Source organism: Stenotrophomonas sp. IS26, from assembly GCF_054188265.1.
Window position 1 is genome coordinate 59,379 of the sequence record NZ_JBSZJV010000007.1, and the last position, 22,059, is coordinate 81,437.

26 protein-coding genes are annotated in these 22,059 nt (G+C 66.3%); 19 read left to right on the forward strand and 7 right to left on the reverse strand.

What is annotated here, in order from left to right; all coding sequences use genetic code 11:
* Positions 1-77: 77 nt before the first annotated feature.
* A complete protein-coding gene (locus ACW6W5_RS08380; protein ID WP_121041739.1) occupies positions 78-737 on the reverse strand; it encodes an exopolysaccharide biosynthesis protein in 660 nt (219 codons plus the stop codon).
* Complete coding sequence (locus ACW6W5_RS08385; RefSeq protein WP_152151500.1) at positions 721-2,031, reverse strand: hemolysin family protein; 1,311 nt, start codon at positions 2,029-2,031, stop codon at positions 721-723. The genes ACW6W5_RS08380 and ACW6W5_RS08385 overlap by 17 nt, the downstream gene beginning before the upstream one ends.
* A gap of 282 nt (positions 2,032-2,313) precedes the next feature.
* On the opposite strand from ACW6W5_RS08385, the gene ACW6W5_RS08390 reads away from it, so the two are divergent.
* Complete coding sequence (locus ACW6W5_RS08390) at positions 2,314-2,940, forward strand: DUF47 domain-containing protein (RefSeq protein WP_121041743.1); 627 nt, start codon at positions 2,314-2,316, stop codon at positions 2,938-2,940.
* Between the two features lie 13 nt (positions 2,941-2,953).
* Entirely contained in the window at positions 2,954-4,075 is a 1,122-nt protein-coding gene (locus ACW6W5_RS08395; RefSeq protein ID WP_121041745.1) for an inorganic phosphate transporter, read from the forward strand.
* A 104-nt stretch (positions 4,076-4,179) separates the two neighbouring features.
* Here the strand turns inward: ACW6W5_RS08395 and ACW6W5_RS08400 are convergent, their stop codons facing one another.
* Positions 4,180-4,752, reverse strand: coding sequence for a GNAT family N-acetyltransferase (locus ACW6W5_RS08400; protein WP_152151502.1), 573 nt, complete (start codon positions 4,750-4,752; stop codon positions 4,180-4,182).
* A 127-nt stretch (positions 4,753-4,879) separates the two neighbouring features.
* Positions 4,880-6,769 carry a DNA topoisomerase IV subunit B gene (gene parE / locus ACW6W5_RS08405; protein WP_121041749.1) on the reverse strand — a complete coding sequence of 630 codons (1,890 nt, stop codon included), beginning with the start codon at positions 6,767-6,769 and terminating at the stop codon, positions 4,880-4,882.
* A 163-nt stretch (positions 6,770-6,932) separates the two neighbouring features.
* On the opposite strand from parE, the gene ACW6W5_RS08410 reads away from it, so the two are divergent.
* From ACW6W5_RS08410 to truD, 10 genes are all read left to right on the forward strand, one after another.
* A complete protein-coding gene (locus ACW6W5_RS08410; protein ID WP_088433184.1) occupies positions 6,933-7,172 on the forward strand; it encodes a hypothetical protein in 240 nt (79 codons plus the stop codon).
* A gap of 261 nt (positions 7,173-7,433) precedes the next feature.
* On the forward strand, positions 7,434-7,694 hold the full coding sequence (locus ACW6W5_RS08415) for a hypothetical protein (protein WP_121041751.1): 261 nt from the start codon (positions 7,434-7,436) through the stop codon (positions 7,692-7,694).
* Positions 7,691-9,355, forward strand: a complete 1,665-nt coding sequence (locus ACW6W5_RS08420; RefSeq protein WP_121041753.1) for a CTP synthase — start codon at positions 7,691-7,693, stop codon at positions 9,353-9,355. Before ACW6W5_RS08415 ends, ACW6W5_RS08420 begins: the two co-directional genes overlap by 4 nt.
* 105 nt (positions 9,356-9,460) lie before the next feature.
* The gene (gene kdsA, locus ACW6W5_RS08425) at positions 9,461-10,291 is read left to right on the forward strand and encodes a 3-deoxy-8-phosphooctulonate synthase (RefSeq protein WP_088433181.1); all 831 of its coding nucleotides are present in this window, start codon (positions 9,461-9,463) and stop codon (positions 10,289-10,291) included.
* The gene (locus tag ACW6W5_RS08430; RefSeq protein WP_152151504.1) at positions 10,288-10,704 is read left to right on the forward strand and encodes a hypothetical protein; all 417 of its coding nucleotides are present in this window, start codon (positions 10,288-10,290) and stop codon (positions 10,702-10,704) included. The genes kdsA and ACW6W5_RS08430 overlap by 4 nt, the downstream gene beginning before the upstream one ends.
* 70 nt (positions 10,705-10,774) lie before the next feature.
* On the forward strand, positions 10,775-12,061 hold the full coding sequence (eno, locus tag ACW6W5_RS08435; RefSeq protein ID WP_121041757.1) for a phosphopyruvate hydratase: 1,287 nt from the start codon (positions 10,775-10,777) through the stop codon (positions 12,059-12,061).
* A 4-nt stretch (positions 12,062-12,065) separates the two neighbouring features.
* On the forward strand, positions 12,066-12,416 hold the full coding sequence (gene ftsB / locus ACW6W5_RS08440; RefSeq protein ID WP_121041759.1) for a cell division protein FtsB: 351 nt from the start codon (positions 12,066-12,068) through the stop codon (positions 12,414-12,416).
* On the forward strand, positions 12,413-13,111 hold the full coding sequence (ispD, locus tag ACW6W5_RS08445) for a 2-C-methyl-D-erythritol 4-phosphate cytidylyltransferase (protein ID WP_152151506.1): 699 nt from the start codon (positions 12,413-12,415) through the stop codon (positions 13,109-13,111). The genes ftsB and ispD overlap by 4 nt, the downstream gene beginning before the upstream one ends.
* A 37-nt stretch (positions 13,112-13,148) precedes the next feature.
* Positions 13,149-13,646 (forward strand): 2-C-methyl-D-erythritol 2,4-cyclodiphosphate synthase, encoded by a 498-nt coding sequence (gene ispF, locus ACW6W5_RS08450; RefSeq protein ID WP_121041764.1) that lies wholly within the window; start codon positions 13,149-13,151, stop codon positions 13,644-13,646.
* Positions 13,643-14,686, forward strand: a complete 1,044-nt coding sequence (gene truD, locus ACW6W5_RS08455; RefSeq protein WP_121041766.1) for a tRNA pseudouridine(13) synthase TruD — start codon at positions 13,643-13,645, stop codon at positions 14,684-14,686. Before ispF ends, truD begins: the two co-directional genes overlap by 4 nt.
* 27 nt (positions 14,687-14,713) lie before the next feature.
* Here truD and ACW6W5_RS08460 read toward each other — a convergent pair whose 3' ends face one another.
* Positions 14,714-15,253, reverse strand: coding sequence for a Smr/MutS family protein (locus ACW6W5_RS08460; RefSeq protein WP_121041768.1), 540 nt, complete (start codon positions 15,251-15,253; stop codon positions 14,714-14,716).
* Positions 15,254-15,439: 186 nt separating this feature from the next.
* On the opposite strand from ACW6W5_RS08460, the gene surE reads away from it, so the two are divergent.
* From surE to ACW6W5_RS08480, 4 genes are read left to right on the forward strand one after another with little or no spacing between them, the layout of a single operon-like run.
* Complete coding sequence (gene surE, locus ACW6W5_RS08465; protein ID WP_152151508.1) at positions 15,440-16,219, forward strand: 5'/3'-nucleotidase SurE; 780 nt, start codon at positions 15,440-15,442, stop codon at positions 16,217-16,219.
* The gene (locus tag ACW6W5_RS08470) at positions 16,216-16,893 is read left to right on the forward strand and encodes a protein-L-isoaspartate(D-aspartate) O-methyltransferase (protein WP_121041772.1); all 678 of its coding nucleotides are present in this window, start codon (positions 16,216-16,218) and stop codon (positions 16,891-16,893) included. The genes surE and ACW6W5_RS08470 overlap by 4 nt, the downstream gene beginning before the upstream one ends.
* 19 nt (positions 16,894-16,912) lie before the next feature.
* Positions 16,913-17,527 carry a YqaA family protein gene (locus ACW6W5_RS08475; protein ID WP_121041774.1) on the forward strand — a complete coding sequence of 205 codons (615 nt, stop codon included), beginning with the start codon at positions 16,913-16,915 and terminating at the stop codon, positions 17,525-17,527.
* Positions 17,524-18,303, forward strand: a complete 780-nt coding sequence (locus ACW6W5_RS08480; RefSeq protein WP_121041776.1) for a peptidoglycan DD-metalloendopeptidase family protein — start codon at positions 17,524-17,526, stop codon at positions 18,301-18,303. The genes ACW6W5_RS08475 and ACW6W5_RS08480 overlap by 4 nt, the downstream gene beginning before the upstream one ends.
* 52 nt (positions 18,304-18,355) lie before the next feature.
* On the opposite strand, the gene ACW6W5_RS08485 is transcribed toward ACW6W5_RS08480, so the two are convergent.
* Complete coding sequence (locus tag ACW6W5_RS08485) at positions 18,356-18,730, reverse strand: Mth938-like domain-containing protein (RefSeq protein WP_121041778.1); 375 nt, start codon at positions 18,728-18,730, stop codon at positions 18,356-18,358.
* Between the two features lie 13 nt (positions 18,731-18,743).
* A complete protein-coding gene (gene yhbY / locus ACW6W5_RS08490) occupies positions 18,744-19,049 on the reverse strand; it encodes a ribosome assembly RNA-binding protein YhbY (protein ID WP_019183325.1) in 306 nt (101 codons plus the stop codon).
* A gap of 65 nt (positions 19,050-19,114) precedes the next feature.
* Between yhbY and rlmE the strand changes: the two genes are divergently transcribed.
* The 3 genes from rlmE (at position 19,115) to ACW6W5_RS08505 (ending at position 22,033) form a co-directional block, all read left to right on the forward strand.
* Positions 19,115-19,798 (forward strand): 23S rRNA (uridine(2552)-2'-O)-methyltransferase RlmE, encoded by a 684-nt coding sequence (gene rlmE / locus ACW6W5_RS08495; protein ID WP_152151510.1) that lies wholly within the window; start codon positions 19,115-19,117, stop codon positions 19,796-19,798.
* A 2-nt stretch (positions 19,799-19,800) separates the two neighbouring features.
* Positions 19,801-21,747 (forward strand): ATP-dependent zinc metalloprotease FtsH, encoded by a 1,947-nt coding sequence (gene ftsH / locus ACW6W5_RS08500; protein ID WP_183073776.1) that lies wholly within the window; start codon positions 19,801-19,803, stop codon positions 21,745-21,747.
* A gap of 100 nt (positions 21,748-21,847) precedes the next feature.
* Positions 21,848-22,033: a hypothetical protein gene (locus tag ACW6W5_RS08505; protein WP_121041784.1), complete on the forward strand. Its 186-nt coding sequence runs from the start codon at positions 21,848-21,850 to the stop codon at positions 22,031-22,033.
* Positions 22,034-22,059: the final 26 nt, after the last annotated feature.

The following is a 22,059-nucleotide window of genomic DNA, read 5'->3' on the forward strand; positions in this document are numbered from 1 at the left end:
GCCGGCCATTGTTGTGCTGAAGCCGGCCGCGGGGTCGGCTTTTTTCATGGCACGTCGCGTGCCGGGGTGTGCCGGCGTCAGCCGAACCAGCGCTGGAACAGATCCACCGTATAGCCCACCAGCTGCCCCGAACTGACGCCGAAGAACAGCACGGCGGCGACCGCGCCGATCCAGTTGAGCAGCATCAGCACGCCATCGCGTTCCAGCAGTGCCAACGCGAACAGCAGCAGCTGGAAGCCGAACAGATAATTGGTGAGCGGGATCGGCAGCGACAGCAGCACGCCGATCAGGATCAGCAGCAGCCCGGTGAACGCATGCGCAGGCAGCGGTACCAGCAGGCCGGGCATCCGCGGCTTGAGCAGGCGGTCCAGCCGCCGCAGCGGACGGTCGATGCGCTCCAGGAACCGATGCATGGTGCCGCGCTTGGGTCCGCGGTTGCGGATGAAGCCGGGCAGCCAGGGGCGGCGCATGCCGCACAGCATCTGCGCGCCGATCAGCACCACCAGCGGTCCACTGACTGCACCGCCCAGCCCCGGGATCGGGATGAAGGCCGGCAGGATCGCCACGAACAGGAACACACCAAACGCGCTCTGCTGCAGATCCTGCAGGATCTGGCCGAGCAGCAGCCGTTGCTCCGGGTCACCGTGGTCGAACATCGCCAGCAGGGTACGGATACCCTCGTTGCGGTACTGCGGCCGCGTCGGGTCCGGCGGCGTCGGCTCAGCCGGTGATGTCATCGGTTTCGTCTTCGCTCAGGGTGCGCAGCAGCAGCTTGTCGACACGGGCACCGTCGAGATCGACGATCTCGATGCGCCAGCCGGCCCAATCGAAGTACTCGCCCGCATGCGGGATGCGGCCGAAATAGTGGATGCACATGCCGGCCAGCGTGTAGTAGTCGCCATCATCGGCATCGGGCAGCTCGGCGTTGCCCATCAGTTCGCGCAGGTCTTCGATGGAGAGCGAGCCATCGACCAGGAACGAGCCGTCCTCACGGGTCACGACCAACGCGTCCTCGTCCACGTTCTCCACCGACTGCAGGCGGCCGACCACCGCGCCCATCAGGTCGCTGATGGTGACCAGGCCCTGGATTTCGCCGTATTCGTCCACCACCAGCGCCATCGACTGCTGTTCCTCGCGGAAGATCTCCAGCAGCTTCATCGCATGGGTGGATTCGGAGACGTACAGTGGCTCGCGCAGGTTCTGGAACAGCGAATGGTCATCGCGCACCAGGCGCGTCACCAGGCTCTTGACCTCCAGCACACCGACGATGTCCTGATCGTTGCCGCGGAACACCGGGTAACGCGAGAATTCGTTCTCGCGCATGGTCGCGATGTTCTTCTCCGGCTCGGCCAGCGTATCCAGCCAGGCGATCCGGTTGCGCGGGGTCATCAGGCTGTCGGCGGTGCGGTCGCCCAGGCGCATGACGCGGTTCATCATGTCGCGCTCATGGGCGTCGATCACGCCGGCCTCGTGGCTCTCGGCCACCAGCATGCGGATCTCCTCTTCCGTCACCGAGGCCGATTCGTCCTTGCCCAGGCCCAGCACGCGCAGCACCAGGCGGGTGGAGTGGGACAGCAGCCAGACGCCGGGCGCGGCAATCCTCGCCAGCCAGCTCATGGGCAGCGCCACCAGGCCCGCGATGTCCTCCGAACGGGTCAACGCCAGCCGCTTGGGCACCAGTTCGCCGAAGATCAGCGTCAGGAAGGTGATCAGGGCCACGGCCAGGGTCTTGCCGACCACGCCGGAATAGGCGAACGCCGGGAACATGCCCTGCAGCCACTCGGCGATGGTCAGGCCGATCGCCTCGCCACCGAACAGGCCGGTCAGGATGCCGATCAGGGTGATCCCGATCTGGACCGTGGACAGGAAGTTCTCGGGCTTCTCGGAGAGCGCCAGGGCACGCTCGGCGCGCTTGCTGGAACCTGCCATCTGCTTCAGCCGGCTCTTGCGCGAGGTCATGACCGACATCTCGGACATGGCGAAGAAACCGTTCAGCAGGATCAGGGCGAGGACAATAATCAGTTCAAACACGGGCGGCTTCCCCGGTTGGTGGCAGGGAGGGCGTGTTCAAGCGATGTCGGCTACCGGAGGGCGCGTAAGCGCGGCGGTGCGGCGGGGGGTAAGGGTCGTCGTCCATAGAGTGCACCCGAAGGTGCCCGCGCATCTTAACAAAAGGCCGGGGCAGGGGTGCAAACAGAGTCGTTCAGACGGGGCCGTCCCGGCGTGAAGAAGGGGGGGAGTACCCGGAACAGACATCAAACCGTCATAATTCCGCCCGGTGCCGTCCTTCCTCGACGGCGAATAGGTTTCTCAATGTTCTCTCTGCAGACCATTTTTGGCTCCGGCAAACAGTTCTATACCCTGCTGGACGAGGCTGCCCAGGCCGCCCAGGACAGTTCCAAGGCGCTGCACTCCATGCTGCGCGAAGCGGACCGCCAGCCGGCCCTGGACGCCTTCAAGCTGGCCCGCCTGCGCGAGCGCGCGGCCTCGGACAAGATCAGCCAGGCGCTGGTCGACAGCTTCATGACCCCGATCGAGCGCGAAGACATCGAAGCGCTGGGCTCGGCGCTTTACAAGATTCCCAAGCAGATCGAGAAGTTCGCCGATCGCTACTCGCTGGCCACCCAGCATCTGGAACACATCGATTTCGCGCCGCGCGCGGCGATGCTGGAACAGGCTGCCAGCGTGGTGGTGGAGATGGTCAATGACCTGCGCCACATGAACCTGGACCGGATGACCGCGCTCAACGAGAAGCTGCGTTCGCTGGAAAACGAAGCCGACCGTCTGATGCTCGAGCTGTACCGCGACATCTACTCCGGCCGCCTGGACAGCCTGCAGATGTTCCTGCTCAAGGAATTCTTCGAGATCCTGGAAAAGGCCATCGATCGTTGCCGCGAGGCCGGCGTGGTGGCGTACCAGATCGTCTTGAAGAACAGCTGACGGACGCCACAGCATGCTGACCCTTGTCCTGGTGGTGATCCTGGCCGCGCTCGTTTTCGAGTTCATCAACGGCTTCCACGACACCGCCAACTCCATCGCCACCGTGGTGGCGACCAAAGTGCTCTCGCCCGGCTGGGCGGTGATGCTCGCCGCGTTCATGAACTTGATCGGCGCGCTGACCGGCACCGCCGTCGCGCTGACCATCGCTTCGGGCCTGCTCAACACCAACGTGGTCGATGTGACCCCGCAGGTGATCCTGTGTGCGCTGCTGGGCGGCATCATCTGGAACCTGATCACGTGGTGGAAGGGGCTGCCGTCCTCGTCCTCGCACGCCCTGATCGGCGGCCTGTGCGGCGCCGGCCTGGCCGCTGCCCACAACAACTGGGATGCCCTGATCTGGTCCGAGCGGATCGGCACCTGGGCCCAGAACAAGGGCCTGCTGTGGAAGGTGTTCCTGCCGATGATCACCTCGCCGATCGCCGGCTTCCTGCTCGGCATCGCGGTGATGCTGCTGCTGTGGGGCATGATCGCGGGCATGGCGAAGATCGGTGGCTTCCTGGGCCGTCTGGCCCGCCCGCGCATCGTCAATGCGTTCTTCGGCAAGGCGCAGATCGTGTCGGCGGCCTACATGGGCTTCGCCCACGGCCACAACGATGCGCAGAAGACCATGGGCATCATCGCCATGACCCTGATCGGTGCCGAGGCAACCGGTGCGCTGAACGACCTGCCGTCCTGGCTGGCCTTCATGCACCCGGACGCGACCGCCGGTGACGGCATCGCGATGTGGATCGTGCTGACCTGCGCCGTGGTGATGGCCGCCGGTACCGCATCGGGTGGCTGGAAGATCATCAAGACGCTGGGCCACAAGATGGTCAAGCTCCACCCGATCCACGGCTTCGCCGCGGAAACGAGCTCGGCCACGATCCTGACCGTGGCAGCGCACTTCGGCATGCCGGTCTCGACCACCCACAGCATCTCCACCGCGATCATGGGCGTGGGCTTCGCCAAGAACCCGCGTTCGCTGCGCTTCGGCGTGATCGAGCGCATCGTGTGGGCCTGGATCCTGACCATCCCGGCCGCCGGCGGCTGTGCGTACCTGATCCTGCGTCTGTTCGAACTGTTCGGCTGGGCCTGATCGGTCCATGCGGTTGAACATCGAAAAGCCCGCCGGAAGGCGGGCTTTTTCGTGGGCAAGGCGGATGCCGAGGCCGAACTTGCCGGAGGCGTTTCCGGGCACGGTCACCCCGCCGCTGCGCTGCCTGGCCCCTGCCACTCCCGTGCCAGCAGCCCATACACGGCCGAATCGGATACCTCGCCGGCGACCCGCCAGCGTTCCCGCAGCAGCCCCTCGCGCTGGAAGCCGAGCCGCGCCAGCACCTTTGCCGAGGGGGCGTTGCGCGGGTCGATCTCCGCTTCCAGACGCCGCAGGCGCAGCACGTCGAACAGGTACGCCACGAACCGTGACAACGCCTCGTGCATGTAGCCCTTGCCCTGTGCCGACGGGGCAAGGTGATAGCCGATCTCCGCGCGCCTGGCGGTTTCGTCGATCGCGAACACCACTACGATGCCCAGCAGCGGCCCGTCCGCACGTTCACGGATCGCCAGTTTGAGCTGCGTGCCGGCATCGATCGCGGCCAGATCGTCGAGGATCTGCACGTAGGCCTGTTTGAGGTCGGTCCACGCCGGGTGGTTCCAGTAGCGCATCACCGCACGGCCGGCCTGGATCGCAAACAACGCCTGGGCGTCTGTCGCGCGGATGGGCGTCAGCACCAGGCGCGCGCTCTCCAGTTGCAGGGTGGGATCGAACGGCATGGGGGTTCCCCTGATGGTGATGCGGCCAAGGTAGCCGCTCCTACCGCTTGCATCCATGCCTGGCGTGCTTCCGCGCCAAGAAAAAACCCGCCGGAAGGCGGGTTTTTCCAGTGTCACAACCGGTCGGTCAGACCTCCAGTGAAGCCAGGTCGCCCTTCTTTTCCAGCCAGCCCTTGCGGTCGCTGGCGCGCTTCTTGGCCAGCAGCATGTCCATCAGCGAATGGGTCTGCTCGCCGTCATCGATGGTCAGCTGCACCAGGCGGCGCGTGTCGGGATGGATGGTGGACTCACGCAGCTGCTGCGGGTTCATTTCACCCAGGCCCTTGAAGCGGGTCACGCTGATCTGGCCCTTGATCTTCTCGCGCTCGATCTTGTCCAGCATCGTGCGCTTCTCTTCCTCGTCCAGGGCGTAGAACACCTGCTTGCCCACGTCGACACGGAACAGCGGCGGCATCGCCACGAACACGTGGCCGGCATCCACCAGCGCCGGGAAGTGCTTGAGGAACAGCGCGGTCAGCAGGGTCGCGATGTGCAGGCCGTCCGAGTCGGCGTCGGCCAGGATGACGACCTTGCCGTAACGCAGCCCGGCGATGTCGTCCTTGCCCGGGTCGCAGCCGATCGCGATGGCGAGGTTGTGGACTTCTTCGGAGGCCAGCACGCTGCCCGAGGACACTTCCCAGGTGTTGAGGATCTTGCCGCGCAGCGGCAGGATCGCCTGGAAGTCCTTGTCACGGGCCTGCTTGGCGCTGCCACCGGCGGAGTCGCCTTCGACCAGGAACAGCTCGGTGCGCGACAGGTCCTGGCTGATGCAGTCGGCCAGCTTGCCGGGCAGGGCGGGGCCCTGGGTGACCTTCTTGCGGGTCACCAGCTTCTCGGTCTTCAAACGCGCACTGGCGCGCTCGATCGCCAGCTGCGCGATCTGCTCGCCCAATGCGACGTTCTGGTTGAGCAGCAGGCTGAAGGCATCGTGCGCGGCGCCTTCGACGAACCCGGCGGCCTGGCGCGAGGACAGGCGTTCCTTGGTCTGGCCGCTGAACTGCGGGTCGGTCATCTTCAGCGACAGCACGAACGACACGCGGTCCCAGACATCTTCCGGGGCCAGCTTGACGCCACGCGGCAGCAGGTTGCGGAAGTCGCAGAACTCGCGCAGCGCCTCGGTCAGGCCGGTGCGCAGGCCGTTGGCGTGGGTGCCGTGCTGGGCGGTCGGGATCAGGTTGACGTAGCTTTCCTGGACCAGCTCGCCCTCGGGGATCCAGGCCAGGGCCCAGTCCACGATCTCGTTTTCTTTCTTGAGGTGACCCACGAACAGGTCGGCCGGCAGCATCTCGCGCTCGCCCAGTTCGGCCTTGAGGTAATCGCTCAGGCCATCTTCGTAGTACCAGGTGTCCTGCTCGCCGGTGGCTTCATCGAGAAGCTTCACGGTCAGGCCCGGGCACAGCACGGCCTTGGCGCGCAGCAGGTGACGCAGCGCACGCAGGTTGTACTTGGGCGTATCGAAGTACTTCGGGTCGGCCCAGAAGCGCACGCGGGTACCGGTGTTCTTCTTGCCGACGCTGCCGACCACTTCCAGCGGGGTGGCGCGGTCGCCGTTGCGGAAGGTAATGCGGTGTTCGCTCCCCTCGCGCTTGATGTGCACTTCCACCAGGGTGGACAACGCGTTGACCACGCTGACGCCAACGCCATGCAGGCCGCCGGAGAAGGTGTAGTTCTTGTTGTTGAACTTGCCGCCCGCGTGCAGGCGGGTCAGGATCAGTTCGACGCCGGGGATCTTCTCCTCGGGGTGGATGTCCACGGGCATGCCGCGGCCGTCATCGCTGACTTCGCAGCTGCCGTCCTTGAACAGCGTGACTTCGACCGTGTGGGCATGTCCGGCCAAGGCTTCGTCGACGGCATTGTCGATGACTTCCTGCGCCAGATGGTTCGGGCGCGCGGTGTCGGTGTACATGCCGGGGCGGCGCTTGACCGGGTCCAGGCCGGACAGGACTTCAATATCGGCGGCGTTATAGCGGGCGTTCATCTGTCTTCATAAAGCGCAATGCGACGGCGAAGTTTGCGGTCTGGACGGGTTTTTTGCACGCCACACGTTCAGGGGGCGGCCGACCGGGGCGCGATAGACTGTGCTGGATGGGAAACCGGAGCCTCCGGCGCCCCATTCCATGCCATACCGCGAGGAGCACCCCATGAAGAAGTTGCTGACCATCGTTGCCATCGCCGCCGCCGTGGTGGCCGTGCCCATGGCACTGGCCCAGAACGCCGGACAGGGCCAGCCCACGCCGCAGCAGGGCGAACAGGCCGACAAGGCCCAGGCGGAAGCGGACGCCAAGGCCAAGCGCCGCGCCGCCGCCACGGCCGAAATGAAGGCCAAGGGCGAGCAGGCCCCGCAGAAGGAAGAAGAGGAAGAAGCGCGGAAGAAGCGATAAGCGCTTCGCGCTGACGCTTCCCCACGGTTTGCGCGGCAAACCATGGGCCCCGCTCACCCTCTCCTCCACATCCCCGCGCCTGTCGGCGCGCCCCCTTGAACTCCAAGGGGGCTCTCCACCCGAGAGACCTGGGGAGCTGAAAAAGTAGTCAACATGAGCCCCGGTATCGCGCCGGGGCTCTTCTTTTTATGTGAAGACCGTCATCCGCCCCTTGGGCTGGAGGCCGTCAATCTGTAAACTATGGCTTTCCGGGAGTAGTGCGTGTCATCCATCAGCGAATGGACTGGCCTGATCGTGCGCGATCGCCAGCAGGGTAGGCAGGAGGTGACGGTCCAGACAGTGGCCGGCACGGCTGACCCGACGTCGCTGACCCACTCCCGCACCGTATCCCCCCTGATCCCGGTCCTGGCGCGTGAAGACGCCGCCGCCAGCCGGATCGTTCCGATTTTCCCCTTTACGTCGTCCGTCGCCCCGCGCGCCGGCGCCGTTTCCCCCTTCCTGACAGGACACCCCCAGCCATGACTCCCTTGATCTTCGTAACCGGCGGCGTAGTGTCCTCGCTCGGCAAAGGCATTGCCGCCGCGTCGCTTGCCGCCATCCTCGAGGCCCGCGGCCTGCGGGTGACGATGATGAAGCTCGATCCGTACATCAACGTCGACCCGGGCACCATGAGCCCGTTCCAGCACGGTGAGGTCTACGTCACCGATGACGGCGCCGAGACCGATCTGGACCTGGGCCATTACGAGCGCTTCGTGCGCACCCGCCTGAGCCGCAAGAACTCGGTCACCACCGGCCGCATCTACGAGAACGTGATCCGCAAGGAGCGCCGCGGCGATTACCTGGGTGCCACCGTGCAGGTCATCCCGCACATCACCGATGAAATCCGCCGTTGCATGGACGAGGCCACCGAAGGCTTCGACGTGGCGCTGGTGGAGATCGGCGGCACTGTGGGCGATATCGAGTCGCTGCCGTTCCTGGAGGCGATCCGCCAGGTGCGCACCGAGCGCGGCCCGGAGAAAGCGCTGTTCATGCACCTGACCCTGGTGCCGTACATCGCCGCTGCCGGCGAGCTGAAGACCAAGCCGACCCAGCACTCGGTCAAGGAACTGCGCTCGATCGGCATCCAGCCGGACGTGCTGCTGTGCCGTTCCGAGCAGGTGGTGCCGGATTCGGAGCGCCGCAAGATCGCCCAGTTCACCAACGTCTCCGAGCGCGCCGTGATCAGCGTGCCGGACGTGGACGTGCTGTACCGCATTCCGATGGGCCTGCACGCGCAGGGCCTGGACGACATCGTCGTCAACCAGCTCAAGCTCGGCGACAAGGCCGGCCCGGTCGATCTGGCCGAGTGGGAAGCGGCGGTGGATGCCACGCTGCACCCGCTGGATGAGGTCACCATCGCGGTGGTCGGCAAGTATGTCGATCATCAGGACGCCTACAAGTCGGTTGGCGAGGCGCTCAAGCACGGCGGCCTGCGCCAGCGCACCAAGGTCAACCTGAAGTGGCTCGAAGCGCAGGAACTGGAAGACAGCGATCTGGCCGCACTCAAGGATGTCGACGGCATCCTGGTGCCGGGCGGCTTCGGCGACCGTGGCTTCGAAGGCAAGGTGCTGAGCTCGCAGTTCGCCCGTGAGCACAGCGTGCCGTACTTCGGCATCTGCTACGGCATGCAGGCCGCGGTGGTCGATTTCGCCCGCCATGTGGCCGGCCTGGAAGGTGCCAACAGCACCGAGAACGACCGCCAGTCGCCGAACCCGGTGATCGGCCTGATCACCGAATGGCGCACCGCCACCGGCGATGTGGAAAAGCGCGACGACAAGAGCGATCTGGGCGGCACCATGCGCCTGGGCCTGCAGGAACAGCGCCTGAAGCCGGGCACGCTGGCCCGCGAGCTGTACGGCAAGGATGTGGTTTCCGAGCGTCATCGCCACCGTTACGAGTTCAACAACCGCTACCGCACCCAGCTGGAAGATGCGGGCCTGGTGATCGCCGGCAAGTCGATGGACGACACCCTGGTGGAAGTCATCGAGCTGCCGCGCGACCAGCACCCGTGGTTCCTGGCCTGCCAGGCGCACCCGGAGTTCCTGTCCACCCCGCGCGAAGGCCACCCGCTGTTCATCGGCTTCATCCGTGCCGCGCGCGAGCGCAAGGCCGGTGCCAAGCTGGCGCAGGACGCAGCCGCCTGATCGGCACGCCGCACTTGCAGTGGGGGCCGCGTGCCCCCATTGCAGAGCGCTAATCACCCACGGCGGCTGGCCTGGCCAGTGTTCGCCGGACAACAAGGAAACGCCATGAAACTGTGTGGATTCGACGTCGGGCTCGACCAGCCCCTGTTCCTGATCGCCGGCCCGTGTGTGATCGAGTCGATGCAGCTGCAGCTGGACGTGGCTGGCAAGTTGAAGGAAATCACCGATCGCCTCGGCATCAACTTCATCTTCAAGTCGAGCTTCGACAAGGCCAACCGCACCTCGGGCACCGCCTTCCGCGGCCCGGGCATGGAAGAGGGCCTGAAGGTCCTGGCCGAAGTGAAGAAGCAGATCGGCGTGCCGGTGCTGACCGACGTGCACGAATACACCCCGATGGACGAAGTGGCCTCGGTGGTGGACGTGCTGCAGACCCCGGCCTTCCTGGTCCGCCAGACCGATTTCATCACCAAGGTGTGCGCGACCGGCAAGCCGGTCAACATCAAGAAGGGTCAGTTCCTGTCCCCGTGGGACATGAAACCTGTCGTGGAGAAGGCCAAGGCCACCGGCAACCAGGACATCATGGTCTGCGAGCGCGGTGCCAGCTTCGGCTACAACAACCTGGTCAGCGACATGCGTTCGCTGTCGGTGATGCGCGATACCGGGTGCCCGGTCGTGTTCGACGCCACCCATTCGGTGCAGCTGCCGGGCGGGCAGGGCAACAGCTCCGGTGGCCAGCGCGAGTTCGTGCCGGTGCTGGCGCGTGCGGCGGTCGCTGTCGGTGTGTCCGGCCTGTTCGCCGAGACCCACCCGGATCCGTCCAAGGCGCTGTCCGATGGCCCCAACGCGTGGCCGCTGGACCGCATGGAGGAGCTGCTTGAAACCCTGATGGAACTCGACGCGGTCACCAAGAAGCACGGGTTCTCGCGCTTCGCATGACAGGCGACGTTCCGGCGTCACCTGCGGTGCGCCGCGGCTGGCGTGGCTGGGCCTGGGGCTGGGTCGCGCTGGGTGCGGCGATCATGGCCTGGGGCGGTGTGTTCGTGCTGGTGCTGTTGGTGTTCGCCAGCGTCGGCTCGCCCGGTGACGGTGACAACGCGCTGCGCTCGGTGCGGCCGTTGCTGCTGGTCACGCTGTCACTGACCGGCACCGTTGCGCTGGCCTGCGTGACCGCCAGCGTGCTGGCGTTCCGGCTGCGCCGGCAACCGGCCGGCGGCGGCGTGGCGCTGGCCCTGTTGGCTTTGTTGCTGCTGGTGTTGTTGATCCCGTCGCTGACCTCGCGCCACACCAGCGTGGCCGGGGTGCTGCCCGCCACCCTGCCGATTTGGCAAGTGGCGGGTGTGCAGGGATAATCACGCGGCATGTTTTTTTTGGCGCTGCGTTGGCGGCGCCTCCCCCTCTCTGACTGGTAACCGGCCCGCTATGACCACGATCCGCAGCATCCACGCCCGTGAAATCCTCGACAGCCGTGGCAACCCCACGCTGGAAGCCGAAGTCATCCTCGAGGACGGCTCGTTCGGTCGTGCCGCGGTGCCGTCGGGCGCCTCGACCGGCACCAAGGAAGCCGTGGAACTGCGTGACGGCGACAAGACCCGTTACCTGGGCAAGGGCGTGCGCAACGCCGTGTCCAACGTCAACACCACGATTGCCACGGCGCTGAAGGGCTTCGATGCCGCCGACCAGGAAGGCCTCGACCGCCGCCTGATCGATCTGGACGGCACCGAGAACAAGGGCCGCCTGGGCGCGAACGCGCTGCTGGGGGTTTCGCTGGCCAACGCCCACGCCGTGGCCGCCTCGAAGAAGCAGGCGCTGTGGCAGCACCTGGCCAACGGCCGCGACGTCACCCTGCCGGTGCCGATGATGAACATCATCAACGGCGGCGCGCATGCCGACAACAACGTCGATTTCCAGGAATTCATGGTGCTGCCGGTCGGCTTCACCTCGTTCTCCGAGTCGCTGCGTGCCGGTACCGAAATCTTCCACTCGCTCAAGTCGGTGCTCAAGGGCCACGGCCTGAGCACGGCGGTGGGCGACGAAGGCGGCTTCGCACCGGACTTCCGCAGCAACGTCGAAGCGCTGGACACCATCCTGGAAGCCATCGGCAAGGCCGGCTACACCGCCGGTGAAGACGTGCTGCTGGGCCTGGACGTGGCCTCCAGCGAGTTCTACGAGAACGGCAAGTACAACCTGGTCGGCGAGAACAAGCGCCTGACCTCCGAGCAGTTCGTCGACTTCCTGGCCGACTGGGCCGCGCAGTACCCGATCGTGACCATCGAAGACGGCCTGGCCGAGAACGACTGGGCCGGCTGGAAGCTGCTGACCGACCGCATCGGCAACAAGGTGCAGCTGGTGGGCGACGATCTGTTCGTCACCAACCCGAAGATCTTCAAGGAAGGCATCGAGTCCGGCACCGCCAACGCGATCCTGATCAAGGTCAACCAGATCGGCACCCTGACCGAGACCCTGGAAGCGATCGCCATGGCGCACGCGGCCAACTACGCCTCGATCGTCTCGCACCGTTCGGGCGAAACCGAAGACACCACCATCGCCGACATCGCCGTGGCCACCACCGCCACCCAGATCAAGACCGGCTCGCTGTGCCGCAGTGATCGCGTGGCCAAGTACAACCAGCTGCTGCGTATCGAGGAAGCCCTCGGTGCCGGCGCGCGTTACGCCGGTCGTGACGCGTTCGTGTCGCTGAAGCGCTGATCCGATGCGCGACTGGCGCTGGCTGCTGCTGGTGCTCGCGCTGCTGCTCGGATGGCTGCAGTACCGCTTCTGGTTTGGGCCGGGCAACTCGGGCGAAGTGATGATGCTTGAGGCCCAGGTCGAGAACCAGAAGCGGGACAACGCCGGCCTGCAGCAGCGCAATGATGCGCTCGCTGCCGAGGTCAAGGACCTCAAGGAAGGCGAGGCCGCCATCGAAGAACGCGCGCGCAGCGAGCTGGGCATGATCAAGCCCGGCGAGAAGTTCTACCGCGTGGTCGAAGACGCGCCGGTGCCGCCACCGCGCGCGCCGACGGCCGTCACCGATCCGGATGCGCCGCACCAGGATGTGCCCTGATGGCGGGCATCTGGGCGGTGGTTCCCGCTGCTGGCCGTGGCACCCGCTTCGGCGGGCCCACGCCCAAGCAGTATCTGCTGGCCGGCGACCGCGTGTTGCTGGCCCACACCCTCGAGGCGCTGCTCTCGCACCCGGTCGTGGCCGGAGTGATGGTGGTGGTCGCCGAGAACGACGCCGACTGGCCGGGCTGGCAGTCACAGGCGGACAAACCCATTCTGACCTGCATCGGCGGCGCCACCCGCGCCGGCTCGGTGCTGGCCGGCCTGCATGCGTTGCCCGATGACGTGCGCGCGGACGATTTCGTGCTGGTGCACGACGCCGCACGCCCGAACCTGGCCGCTGCCGATCTCGGTCGCCTGCTGGAAGTCGGCCGTGCCGACCCGGTCGGCGCGATCCTGGCCGCGCCCGTGCGCGATACGCTCAAGCGTGCCGGCGATGACGGTGGTATCGATGCCACCGAGCCGCGTGAACGCCTGTGGCGTGCGCTGACCCCGCAGCTGTTCCGCCGCTACCAGTTGGCGCGCGCGCTGCAGGACGCGGCCGATGCCGGCGTGGCCGTCACTGACGAAGCCATGGCCATGGAGCGCCAGGGGCTGCGCCCGCTGCTGGTGGAAGGCAGCGAAGACAACTTCAAGGTCACCACGCCGGCTGACCTGTCCCGTTTCGAATTCGTGTTGTCGCGTCGCGAACCCTGACGTCCGCGCGCGCCACACCCAACCGCAGGTTCTTGCAATGACCACGCCCCAGTTTCCTCCCTTCCGCATCGGACAGGGCTACGACGTCCATGCCTTTGGCGAGGGCGATCACATCATGCTCGGCGGCATCCGCGTCGCGCACAGCTGCGGCGTGCTCGCGCACAGCGATGGCGACGTGATCCTGCACGCCCTGTGCGATGCCATGCTCGGTGCGCTGGCACTGGGCGACATCGGCGTGCATTTCCCGCCGACCGACATGCGCTGGAAAGGCGCGGACAGCGCGCACCTGCTGGATCATTGCAACGGGCTGCTGCGCGGGCGCGGCTGGCAGGTCGGCAACACCGATATCACCGTGATCTGCGAGCGGCCCAAGGTCGGTCCGCATGCGCTGGCCATGCGCGAGCGCATCGCCACGGTGCTGGGCATCGCGCTGGACTGCGTGAGCGTGAAGGCCACCACGTCGGAGAAGCTGGGCTTCACCGGCCGCAGCGAGGGCATCGCCGCCCAGGCCAGCGTGCTGTTGGTGGCGCTGTGATCCCGTTGCCGCTGGCGTTCGGCGCGCCGCTGCTCAGCGCGAAGATCCGCACCACGCCCGAGGATTTCCAGGTGGACGAACTGCCGGCGTTCGAGCCGAGCGGTGAGGGCGAGCACCTGTTGCTGACGATCCGCAAGCGCGGGGCGAACACCGTGCACGTGGCCAAGGTGCTGGCCAGGTGGGCTGGCCTGCCGGACATGGCGGTCAGCTACGCGGGCATGAAGGATCGCCACGCGGTCACCACGCAGCGCTTCAGCGTGCACCTGCCCAAGCGCGTGGCGCCGGATCCGGCGCTGCTGGCTTCGGACGAGATCGAGGTGGTCGAGTCGACCTGGCACAACCGCAAGCTGCAGCGCGGTGCGCTGGCTGGCAACCGCTTCAAGCTGGTGCTGCGCGATGTGCGCGGCGATGCCGCGGCCATCGAAGAGCGCCTGTCCCATATCGCCTCGCGCGGTCTGCCGAACTGGTTCGGTGAGCAGCGCTTCGGCCGCGACGGCGGCAACGTGCCGGCCGCGCTGGCCATGTTCGGCGGCCGCCGCATGCGGCCCGATCAGCGCTCGCTGCTGCTCTCGGCCGCGCGCTCGGCACTGTTCAACCAGGTGCTGGCGGCGCGCGTGGAGCAGGGCAACTGGGACACGCCGCTGGAGGGCGAAGTCTGGATGCTCGATGGCAGCCGCAGTGTGTTCGGCCCGGAGCCGTGGACGGATCTGCTGGCCGATCGCCTTGGCCGCTTCGACATCCACCCCAGCGGCCCGTTGTGGGGCGAAGGTGAGCTGCGCAGCACCGGCGCCGCCGCCGAACTGGAACTGGGCGCGGTCGCGGATGAGCAATCGCTCGCGCTGCGCGCCGGCCTGGAAAGCGCTCGCCTGAAGCAGGAGCGCCGTGCGCTGCGCCTGCGCCCGGCCATGCTGCAACACCAGTGGCTGGCCGCGGATGTGCTGGAACTGAGCTTCGCGCTGCCACCGGGCTGCTATGCCACCGCGGTGCTGCATGAGCTGGGACCGGTGGAAGACGCCAGCCAGGCCACACCGGAGGCGTAGAGCCACGCCATGCGGGTGTGCGGGTGGCTACCGGTTTGCCAGCAGCACCAGTACCGCGCCCGTCCCACCTTGGCCGGCGGGCGCGGAATGAAACGCCAGCACGTCGTTGCGCAGGCGCAGCAGGCGATCGACCAGATTCTTCAGCACCGGCGCACCCCCGTCGGACTGCAGCCCCTTGCCGTGGATGATGCGCACGCAGCCGTACTCATGCGCGTGCGCCTCCACCAGGAACTGCCGGACCAGCGCCTCGGCCTGGGCCACGGTTGCACCATGCAGGTCCAGTTCGTCCTGCACGGAGTACTGGCCGCGCTTGAGTCGCTGGAACATCCGCGGCGGCAGGTTCTCTCGCCGGTAGCTGGCCGTATCCCCAGCCTCCAGGGGGCTGCTGTCGCGCAGCAGCCGGGCGAATTCCCCGCGGGCGTCCTGTTCATCCTGCTCGGCCATCCGCGCGCGCGGCTTCGGCCGTGGCGTGGCCGGCGGCGGCGTGACCACCTTGCGCAGCGGTTTGACCTCGCCGATGGCGGCGCGGAACAACGCGGCAGGATCTTCGTCTTCAGGATGTGACATGCGTACAGCCTAATGGGCGGGGAGGGCGATGCCTACCGTTATCGGGGTAGGACGATCTGTCCGCTTGCGGCACAATAGCGGACGCACTTGCGCGGTCGTCATGCTCCGGAAGGGGCACGGCCACCGCCGCCAACAGTGGGAAGTGATGGAATCGAAGTCTTGAAAAATCAAGCGGTTAAATCGCAGATGCGGATTCTGGTCAGCAACGACGACGGTGTCGATGCACCGGGCATCAAGATGCTCGCCTCGGGTTTACGTGACGCCGGTCATGAAGTGACCGTGGTCGCCCCCGATCGTGATCGCTCCGGCGCCAGTAATTCGCTGACCCTGGACCTGCCGATCCGCATGAAGCGCATCGACCACTACACCTGCTCGGTGGCCGGCACCCCGACCGACTGCGTGCATCTGGCCCTGACCGGCATGCTCGAGTACGAACCGGACATGGTGGTATCGGGCATCAACAACGCCGCCAATCTCGGCGACGACGTCATCTACTCCGGTACCGTCTCGGCGGCGATGGAAGGGCGCTTCCTCGGCCTGCCCGCAGTGGCGATGTCGCTGGTCACGCACAACCACGAGCCGCGCAACTTCGATACCGCCGCCCGCGCCGCGGTCGAGATCGTTACCCGGCTCAAGGCCGACCCGCTGCCCGCCGACACCATCCTCAACGTCAACGTGCCGGATCTGCCGTGGAGCGAGGTCCGTGGGTTCGAAGTGACCCGCCTGGGCAACCGCCACCGCGCCGAAGGCTGCATTGCCCAGCGCGATCCGCGCGGCAATGAGGTGTTCTGGATCGGCCCGGCCGGGCGCGAGCAGGATTCCGGCCCCGGCACCGATTTCCACGCGGTCCGCAACGGCTACATCTCGATCACCCCGATCCAGGTCGATCTCACCCGTTACCAGGCATTGGAGAAAGTGGCCAGCTGGGTTGCCGGGTTGACCGACGCGCTGGACCGGCCGGCATGACCCCGCGCCTGCGCCTGCAGCCCGAAGCCGTCGGCATCGGCATGACCTCGCAGCGGGTCCGCGATCGCCTGGTGGATCGCCTGCGCGATGCCGGCATCGCCGACGAAGCCACCCTCAATGCCATCCGTGTGGTGCCGCGCCATCTGTTCATCGATGAAGCGCTGGCGTCGCGTGCCTACGAAGACACCGCGCTGCCGATCGGGCACGGGCAGACCATTTCCCAGCCCTGGGTGGTCGCGCGCATGACCGAAGCGGTGCTGCAGTCAGCGCCGAAGAAAGTGCTGGAAGTCGGCACCGGCTCGGGCTACCAGGCCGCCGTGCTGGGCGCGATCGGGCTGGAGGTGTACACGGTCGAGCGTATCGGCGATCTGCTGCGCCAGGCGCGCAAGCGCTTCCGTGCGCTGGGCATGAACATCCGCAGCAAACATGATGATGGCCGCATCGGCTGGGCCGAACACGGTCCTTACGATGCGATCGTGGTGACCGCGGCCGCACCGGCGCTGGTGGACGCACTGGTCGAACAGCTTGCCGTGGGTGGCCGCCTGGTCGCGCCGGTCGGCGGCCCGGGCGCGCAGTCGCTGATCCAGTTGACCCGTCGCGATGACGGCAGTGTTGAACAGCAGGTACTGGCACCGGTCACGTTCGTACCGCTGCTGTCTGGCATGCTGGACTGATTCCAAGGAGCGTTGCGTCATGAAGATTTTTGGTCCGCTGTACGAGCGGGCAATGAAGTGGGCCGCGCATGAGCGCGCCCCGACCTATCTGACGGTGTTGAGCTTCATCGAGGCGATCATCTTCCCGGTGATGCCCGAGGTGATGCTCGCCCCGATGTGCGTGGCCCAGCCCAAGCGCGGCTGGTGGTTCGCCACGCTCAGCCTGGCCGGTTCGATGGCCGGTGCGCTGGTCGGCTATGCGCTGGGCCACTTCGCCTTCGAAGCGCTCAAGCCGGTGTTCGCCGCGCTGGGCATGTTGACCAGCATCGAAGGTGGCATCGCCATCGTGCAGGCCAAGATGGCCGAGTCGCCCTGGGCGGTGTTCACCTTCCTGGTGCTGGGCGGCTTCATGCCGATCCCGATGAAGGTCTTCACATGGGCATCGGGTATCGTCGGCGTGCCGTTGCCGCAGTATTTCCTGAGCATGTTGATCGGCCGTGGCAAGCGCGTGTACGTGCTGGCGGCGGTCATTCGTATTGGCGGGCCGCGCGCGGAAGCTGCGCTGCGCCGTTGGATTGAACCGCTGGGCTGGATCGCGACCGCGTTGGTGGTCGTGCTGGTGGCCTGGCTTGTATGGAGAGCGAAGTTCGCATGAGTGCTGATCGTTTGAGCAAGGGAGTGCGCAGCGGCGCGCTGCTGCTGGTGGTGTCGGCGCTGAGCGCCTGTGGCACCGCCACCGTGGTGCGGCCCTCGGGCTCGGGCGGTGTGGCCCACAGCACGCCGCAGAGCTCGGTGGCCAAACCCGGCCAGACCGCCGTCGTCCGCCGTGGCGACACGCTGTATGCGCTGGCCCGCATCCACAACATCACCCCGCGCGATCTGGCCGCCTGGAACGGGTTGGCCGAGCCGTACACGATCTATCCGGGGCAGTCGCTGCGCCTGTACCCGGGCGGCAGCGGCGGCAGCCCGGGCCGCGCCCCGACCACCGTGGTGACCGCGCCGCGCCCGGGTGGCACAGCGCCGGCCGCTACGCCGGCGCCGACCACGGCGATCAAGAGCAACATCAGCTGGCGCTGGCCGGCCGATGGCGCGATCGTCGGGCGCTTCGTCGCCGGTGAAGCGACCAAGCAGGGCGTGGACATTGCCGGCACCAGTGGCCAGCCGGTCCGGGCGACGGCCGCCGGCGTGGTGGTGTACTCCGGTGCCGGCCTGGTCGGTTTCGGTGAGCTGATCATCATCAAGCACAGCGACCAGTGGTTGTCGGCGTATGGTCACAACCGCAAGCGCCTGGTCAATGAAGGCCAGAGCGTGAAGGCCGGCGAGCAGATCGCGGAGATGGGCCGCACCGGCGCCGCACGCGACATGCTGCACTTCGAGATCCGCTACAACGGCAAGCCGGTCGACCCGCTGCTGTACCTGCCGCCGAAGTAAGCACGAAAAAGGCCGCCTCAAGGGCGGCCTTTTCTGAACGGAAATCCCGGTCTCACCCCTTCAGGATGAACGCCGCGGCCACCTTGCGGCCCTCGCTGGCGAGGATGTTGAAGGTTCGCGCCGCCGCCGGGTTGTTCATCACTTCCAGGCCGATCCCACGGGTCAGGCAGGCGGCCATGACTGCCGCCGGCGGGAACACCTGGGTATCGCCCGTACCCAGCACCACCAGCGCGGGGTTCAGCGCCAGCACCGGCTGCAGGTCTTCCGGGGTCAGCAAGGCAATATCGGCCACCGGCCACGCTTCGATCAGCGTGTCCGGAGCCAGGATGAAACTGGCGGCCAGGGTCCGGTCATTCACTTTCGCACTGCGGCCATCGGCGGCGCGCAGGGCATAGGCGTAGTCGGGGATTTCGTGGCTCAGCTGCATAAGCGTTCCGGGATCAGCCGCGCGGCAGGACGATCTGGCGCTGTTCCTTGCTCGGGCGGTACAGCACGGCCACGTGGCCGATACGCTGCACCAGCGCGCTTTCGCTGGCACTGACCAGCTCGGCGATGAGGGCGTCACGGGCCTCGCGGTCTTCGGCGGCAACCTTGACCTTGATCAGCTCGTGGCGCTCCAGCACCTCTTCCAGTTCAGCCAGGAAGGCCGGTGTCACCCCCTTGCCGCCGATCTGGAGCAGGGCTTTCAGATCATGCGCGTGGCCGCGGAGGAAACGGGTTTGGGAAGAAGTCAGGGCGATAGCCATTCAGGAACAAGCGGTTAACTGGGGCGATCAGGGTATCATGACCTCCCCATCCGACCCGCATCTCAATGGCAACCCGTAGCAAAAGCAGTCAACGCTGGTTGAAAGAGCACTTCGCCGACCCCTTCGTGAAGAAGGCCCAGGCCGAGGGCATGCGCTCGCGTGCGGCCTACAAGCTGGAGGAGTTGCTGCAGCGCGATCGGCTGCTGAAGCCGCACATGGTCGTGGTCGATCTGGGCGCCGCCCCGGGTGGCTGGTCCCAGCAGGTCCGCCGCCAGATCGGCGATACCGGCCGGGTGCTGGCCTTGGACATCCTGGAGATGCCGCCGCTGGCCGGCGTGGAGTTCCTTCACGGTGACTTCAGGGAACAAGCCGTCCTATCGGAGTTCGAAGCCATGCTGGGGGATCAGCCGGTAGACCTTGTGCTCTCGGATATGGCCCCCAATAAGAGTGGAATGGATGCGGTGGACCAACCGCGGATGATGCACCTGGCGGAGTTGGCGTTGGATTTTGCCGACAACCATCTCAAGCCCGGTGGCGCGTTCCTGATCAAGCTGTTCCAGGGCGTGGGCTTTGACGACTACGTGCGCGAAATGCGCCGCCGGTACGACAAAGTAGTGATCCGCAAGCCTGAAGCCTCCCGGAAGCGCTCGCCCGAGGTGTACGCCTTGGGGCAGGGAAAACGCGCGCAGATCAAGCAAGCTCAACCATACGAATCGCGTCAGGAATTAGAGGAACACCGGAGCCAATGAGGATGAACGACTTGACCAAGAACCTCCTGCTATGGGTGGTCGTCGCCGTCGTGCTGATGGTGGTCTTCCAGAGCTTCTCGCCGAAGAGCAGCGGAGCCGGCGCACAGGGCGCGACGTACTCGCAGTTCCTGGACCAGGTGGACAGCGGCAATGTCCAGAAGGTGACCTTCAGCGGGGACATGCGTGGCGGCACCAATCAGATTTCCTACACCACCCGTGGCGGCCAGTCGGCCACCATCACCGCCCCGTTCGATCGCGACCTGATCAACGTGCTGCGCGGCAAGAACGTGGAAATCGTCCAGGAGGAGCCCTCCAGCGGCATCTCGCTGGGCGCGATCCTGATGAACTTCCTCCCGGTGATCCTGATCATCGGCTTCTGGATCTTCATCATGCGCCAGATGCAGGGCGGTGGCGGCGGGGCCAAGGGCGCGATGTCCTTCGGCAAGTCGCGCGCCAAGCTGCAGGGCGAAGACCAGATCAAGGTCACCTTCGCCGACGTTGCCGGGTGCGACGAGGCCAAGGAAGAAGTCGGCGAACTGGTCGACTTCCTGCGCGACCCCACCAAGTTCACCAAGCTGGGCGGCAAGATTCCGCGCGGCGTGCTGATGGTGGGTCCGCCGGGTACCGGCAAGACGCTGCTGGCCCGCGCCATTGCTGGCGAGGCCAAGGTGCCGTTCTTCTCGATCTCCGGTTCGGACTTCGTGGAAATGTTCGTCGGCGTCGGCGCCAGCCGCGTGCGCGACATGTTCGAGCAGGCCAAGAAGCAGGCACCGTGCATCATCTTCATCGATGAAATCGACGCTGTCGGTCGTCACCGTGGTGCCGGTCTGGGCGGCGGTCACGACGAGCGCGAGCAGACCCTGAACCAGCTGCTGGTCGAAATGGACGGCTTCGAGGGAGGCGAGGGCGTGATCGTCATCGCCGCCACCAACCGTCCCGACGTGCTGGATCCGGCGCTGCTGCGCCCGGGCCGTTTCGACCGCCAGGTCGTGGTCGGCCTGCCGGACGTCAAGGGCCGCGAGCAGATCCTCAAGGTGCATATGCGCAAGCTGCCGCTGGCCGACGATGTCGAGCCGATGGTGATCGCGCGCGGCACCCCGGGCTTCTCCGGTGCGGACCTGGCCAACCTGGCCAACGAAGCAGCACTGTTCGCCGCGCGCGGCGGTGAGAAGGAAGTCCGCATGGACCACTTCGACCGTGCCCGCGACAAGATCCTGATGGGTGCCGAACGCCGTTCGATGGCGATGAGCGAAGAAGAAAAGACGCTCACCGCCTACCACGAAGCCGGCCACGCCATCGTCGGTCGCCTGGTGCCCGAGCACGATCCGGTCTACAAGGTCACCATCATTCCCCGCGGTCGCGCGCTGGGTGTGACGATGTACCTTCCCGAAGGCGACAAGTACTCGATGAACCGGGTGGCGATCGAATCGCAGCTGTGTTCGCTGTACGGCGGCCGCGTTGCCGAAGAACTGATCTTCGGCACCGACAAGGTCACCACCGGCGCCTCCAACGATATCGAGCGCGCCACCAAGATGGCCCGCAACATGGTCACCAAGTGGGGCCTGTCCGACGAACTCGGCCCGATCGCCTACGGTGAAGAGGACGATGAAGTGTTCCTCGGCCGTTCGGTGACGCAGCACAAGAGCGTGTCGGATGACACCGCGCGCCGCATCGACGAAGTCGTCCGCAGCATCCTGGACAAGGCGTACGCCCGTACCACCGAACTGCTGACCGCCAACCTCGACAAGCTGCACACGATGTCCCAACTGCTGCTGCAGTACGAGACCATCGATGCGCCGCAGATCAATGCCGTGATGGAAGGCCGTGATCCGCCGCCGCCGATGGGCTGGGACAAGTCCCCCAGCAACAAGGATGGCGGCAACAACAACGACAAGGGCGGCGATGCCCGTCCGGTCGCGCCGATCGCCGGTCCTGCCGAGCAGATCTGAGTGTTGCCCACGTAAGTGACGAAGGCCGGGGAAACCCGGCCTTCGTCGTTTCGGGCAGGTCATAATGACGGTCCGTTTTCGTTCCCGTTCTGGAGTCGCCATGTCCGCACCCCCGCCGCAGCCGATCTCGCACACCACTGAAATGGTGATCGCCACGATCATTGGCGTGGCCATCGGCCTGACCCGCGACAACTTCCTGCTCGGCGCCGGCGTCGGCATCGCGGTCGGTGTGCTGATGAGCATCGCCAAGACCGTGTACGTGGAGCGCAAGCGCCGCCAGCGCTGAGTGCTTGCGCGCGCCGCCGGCAGTGG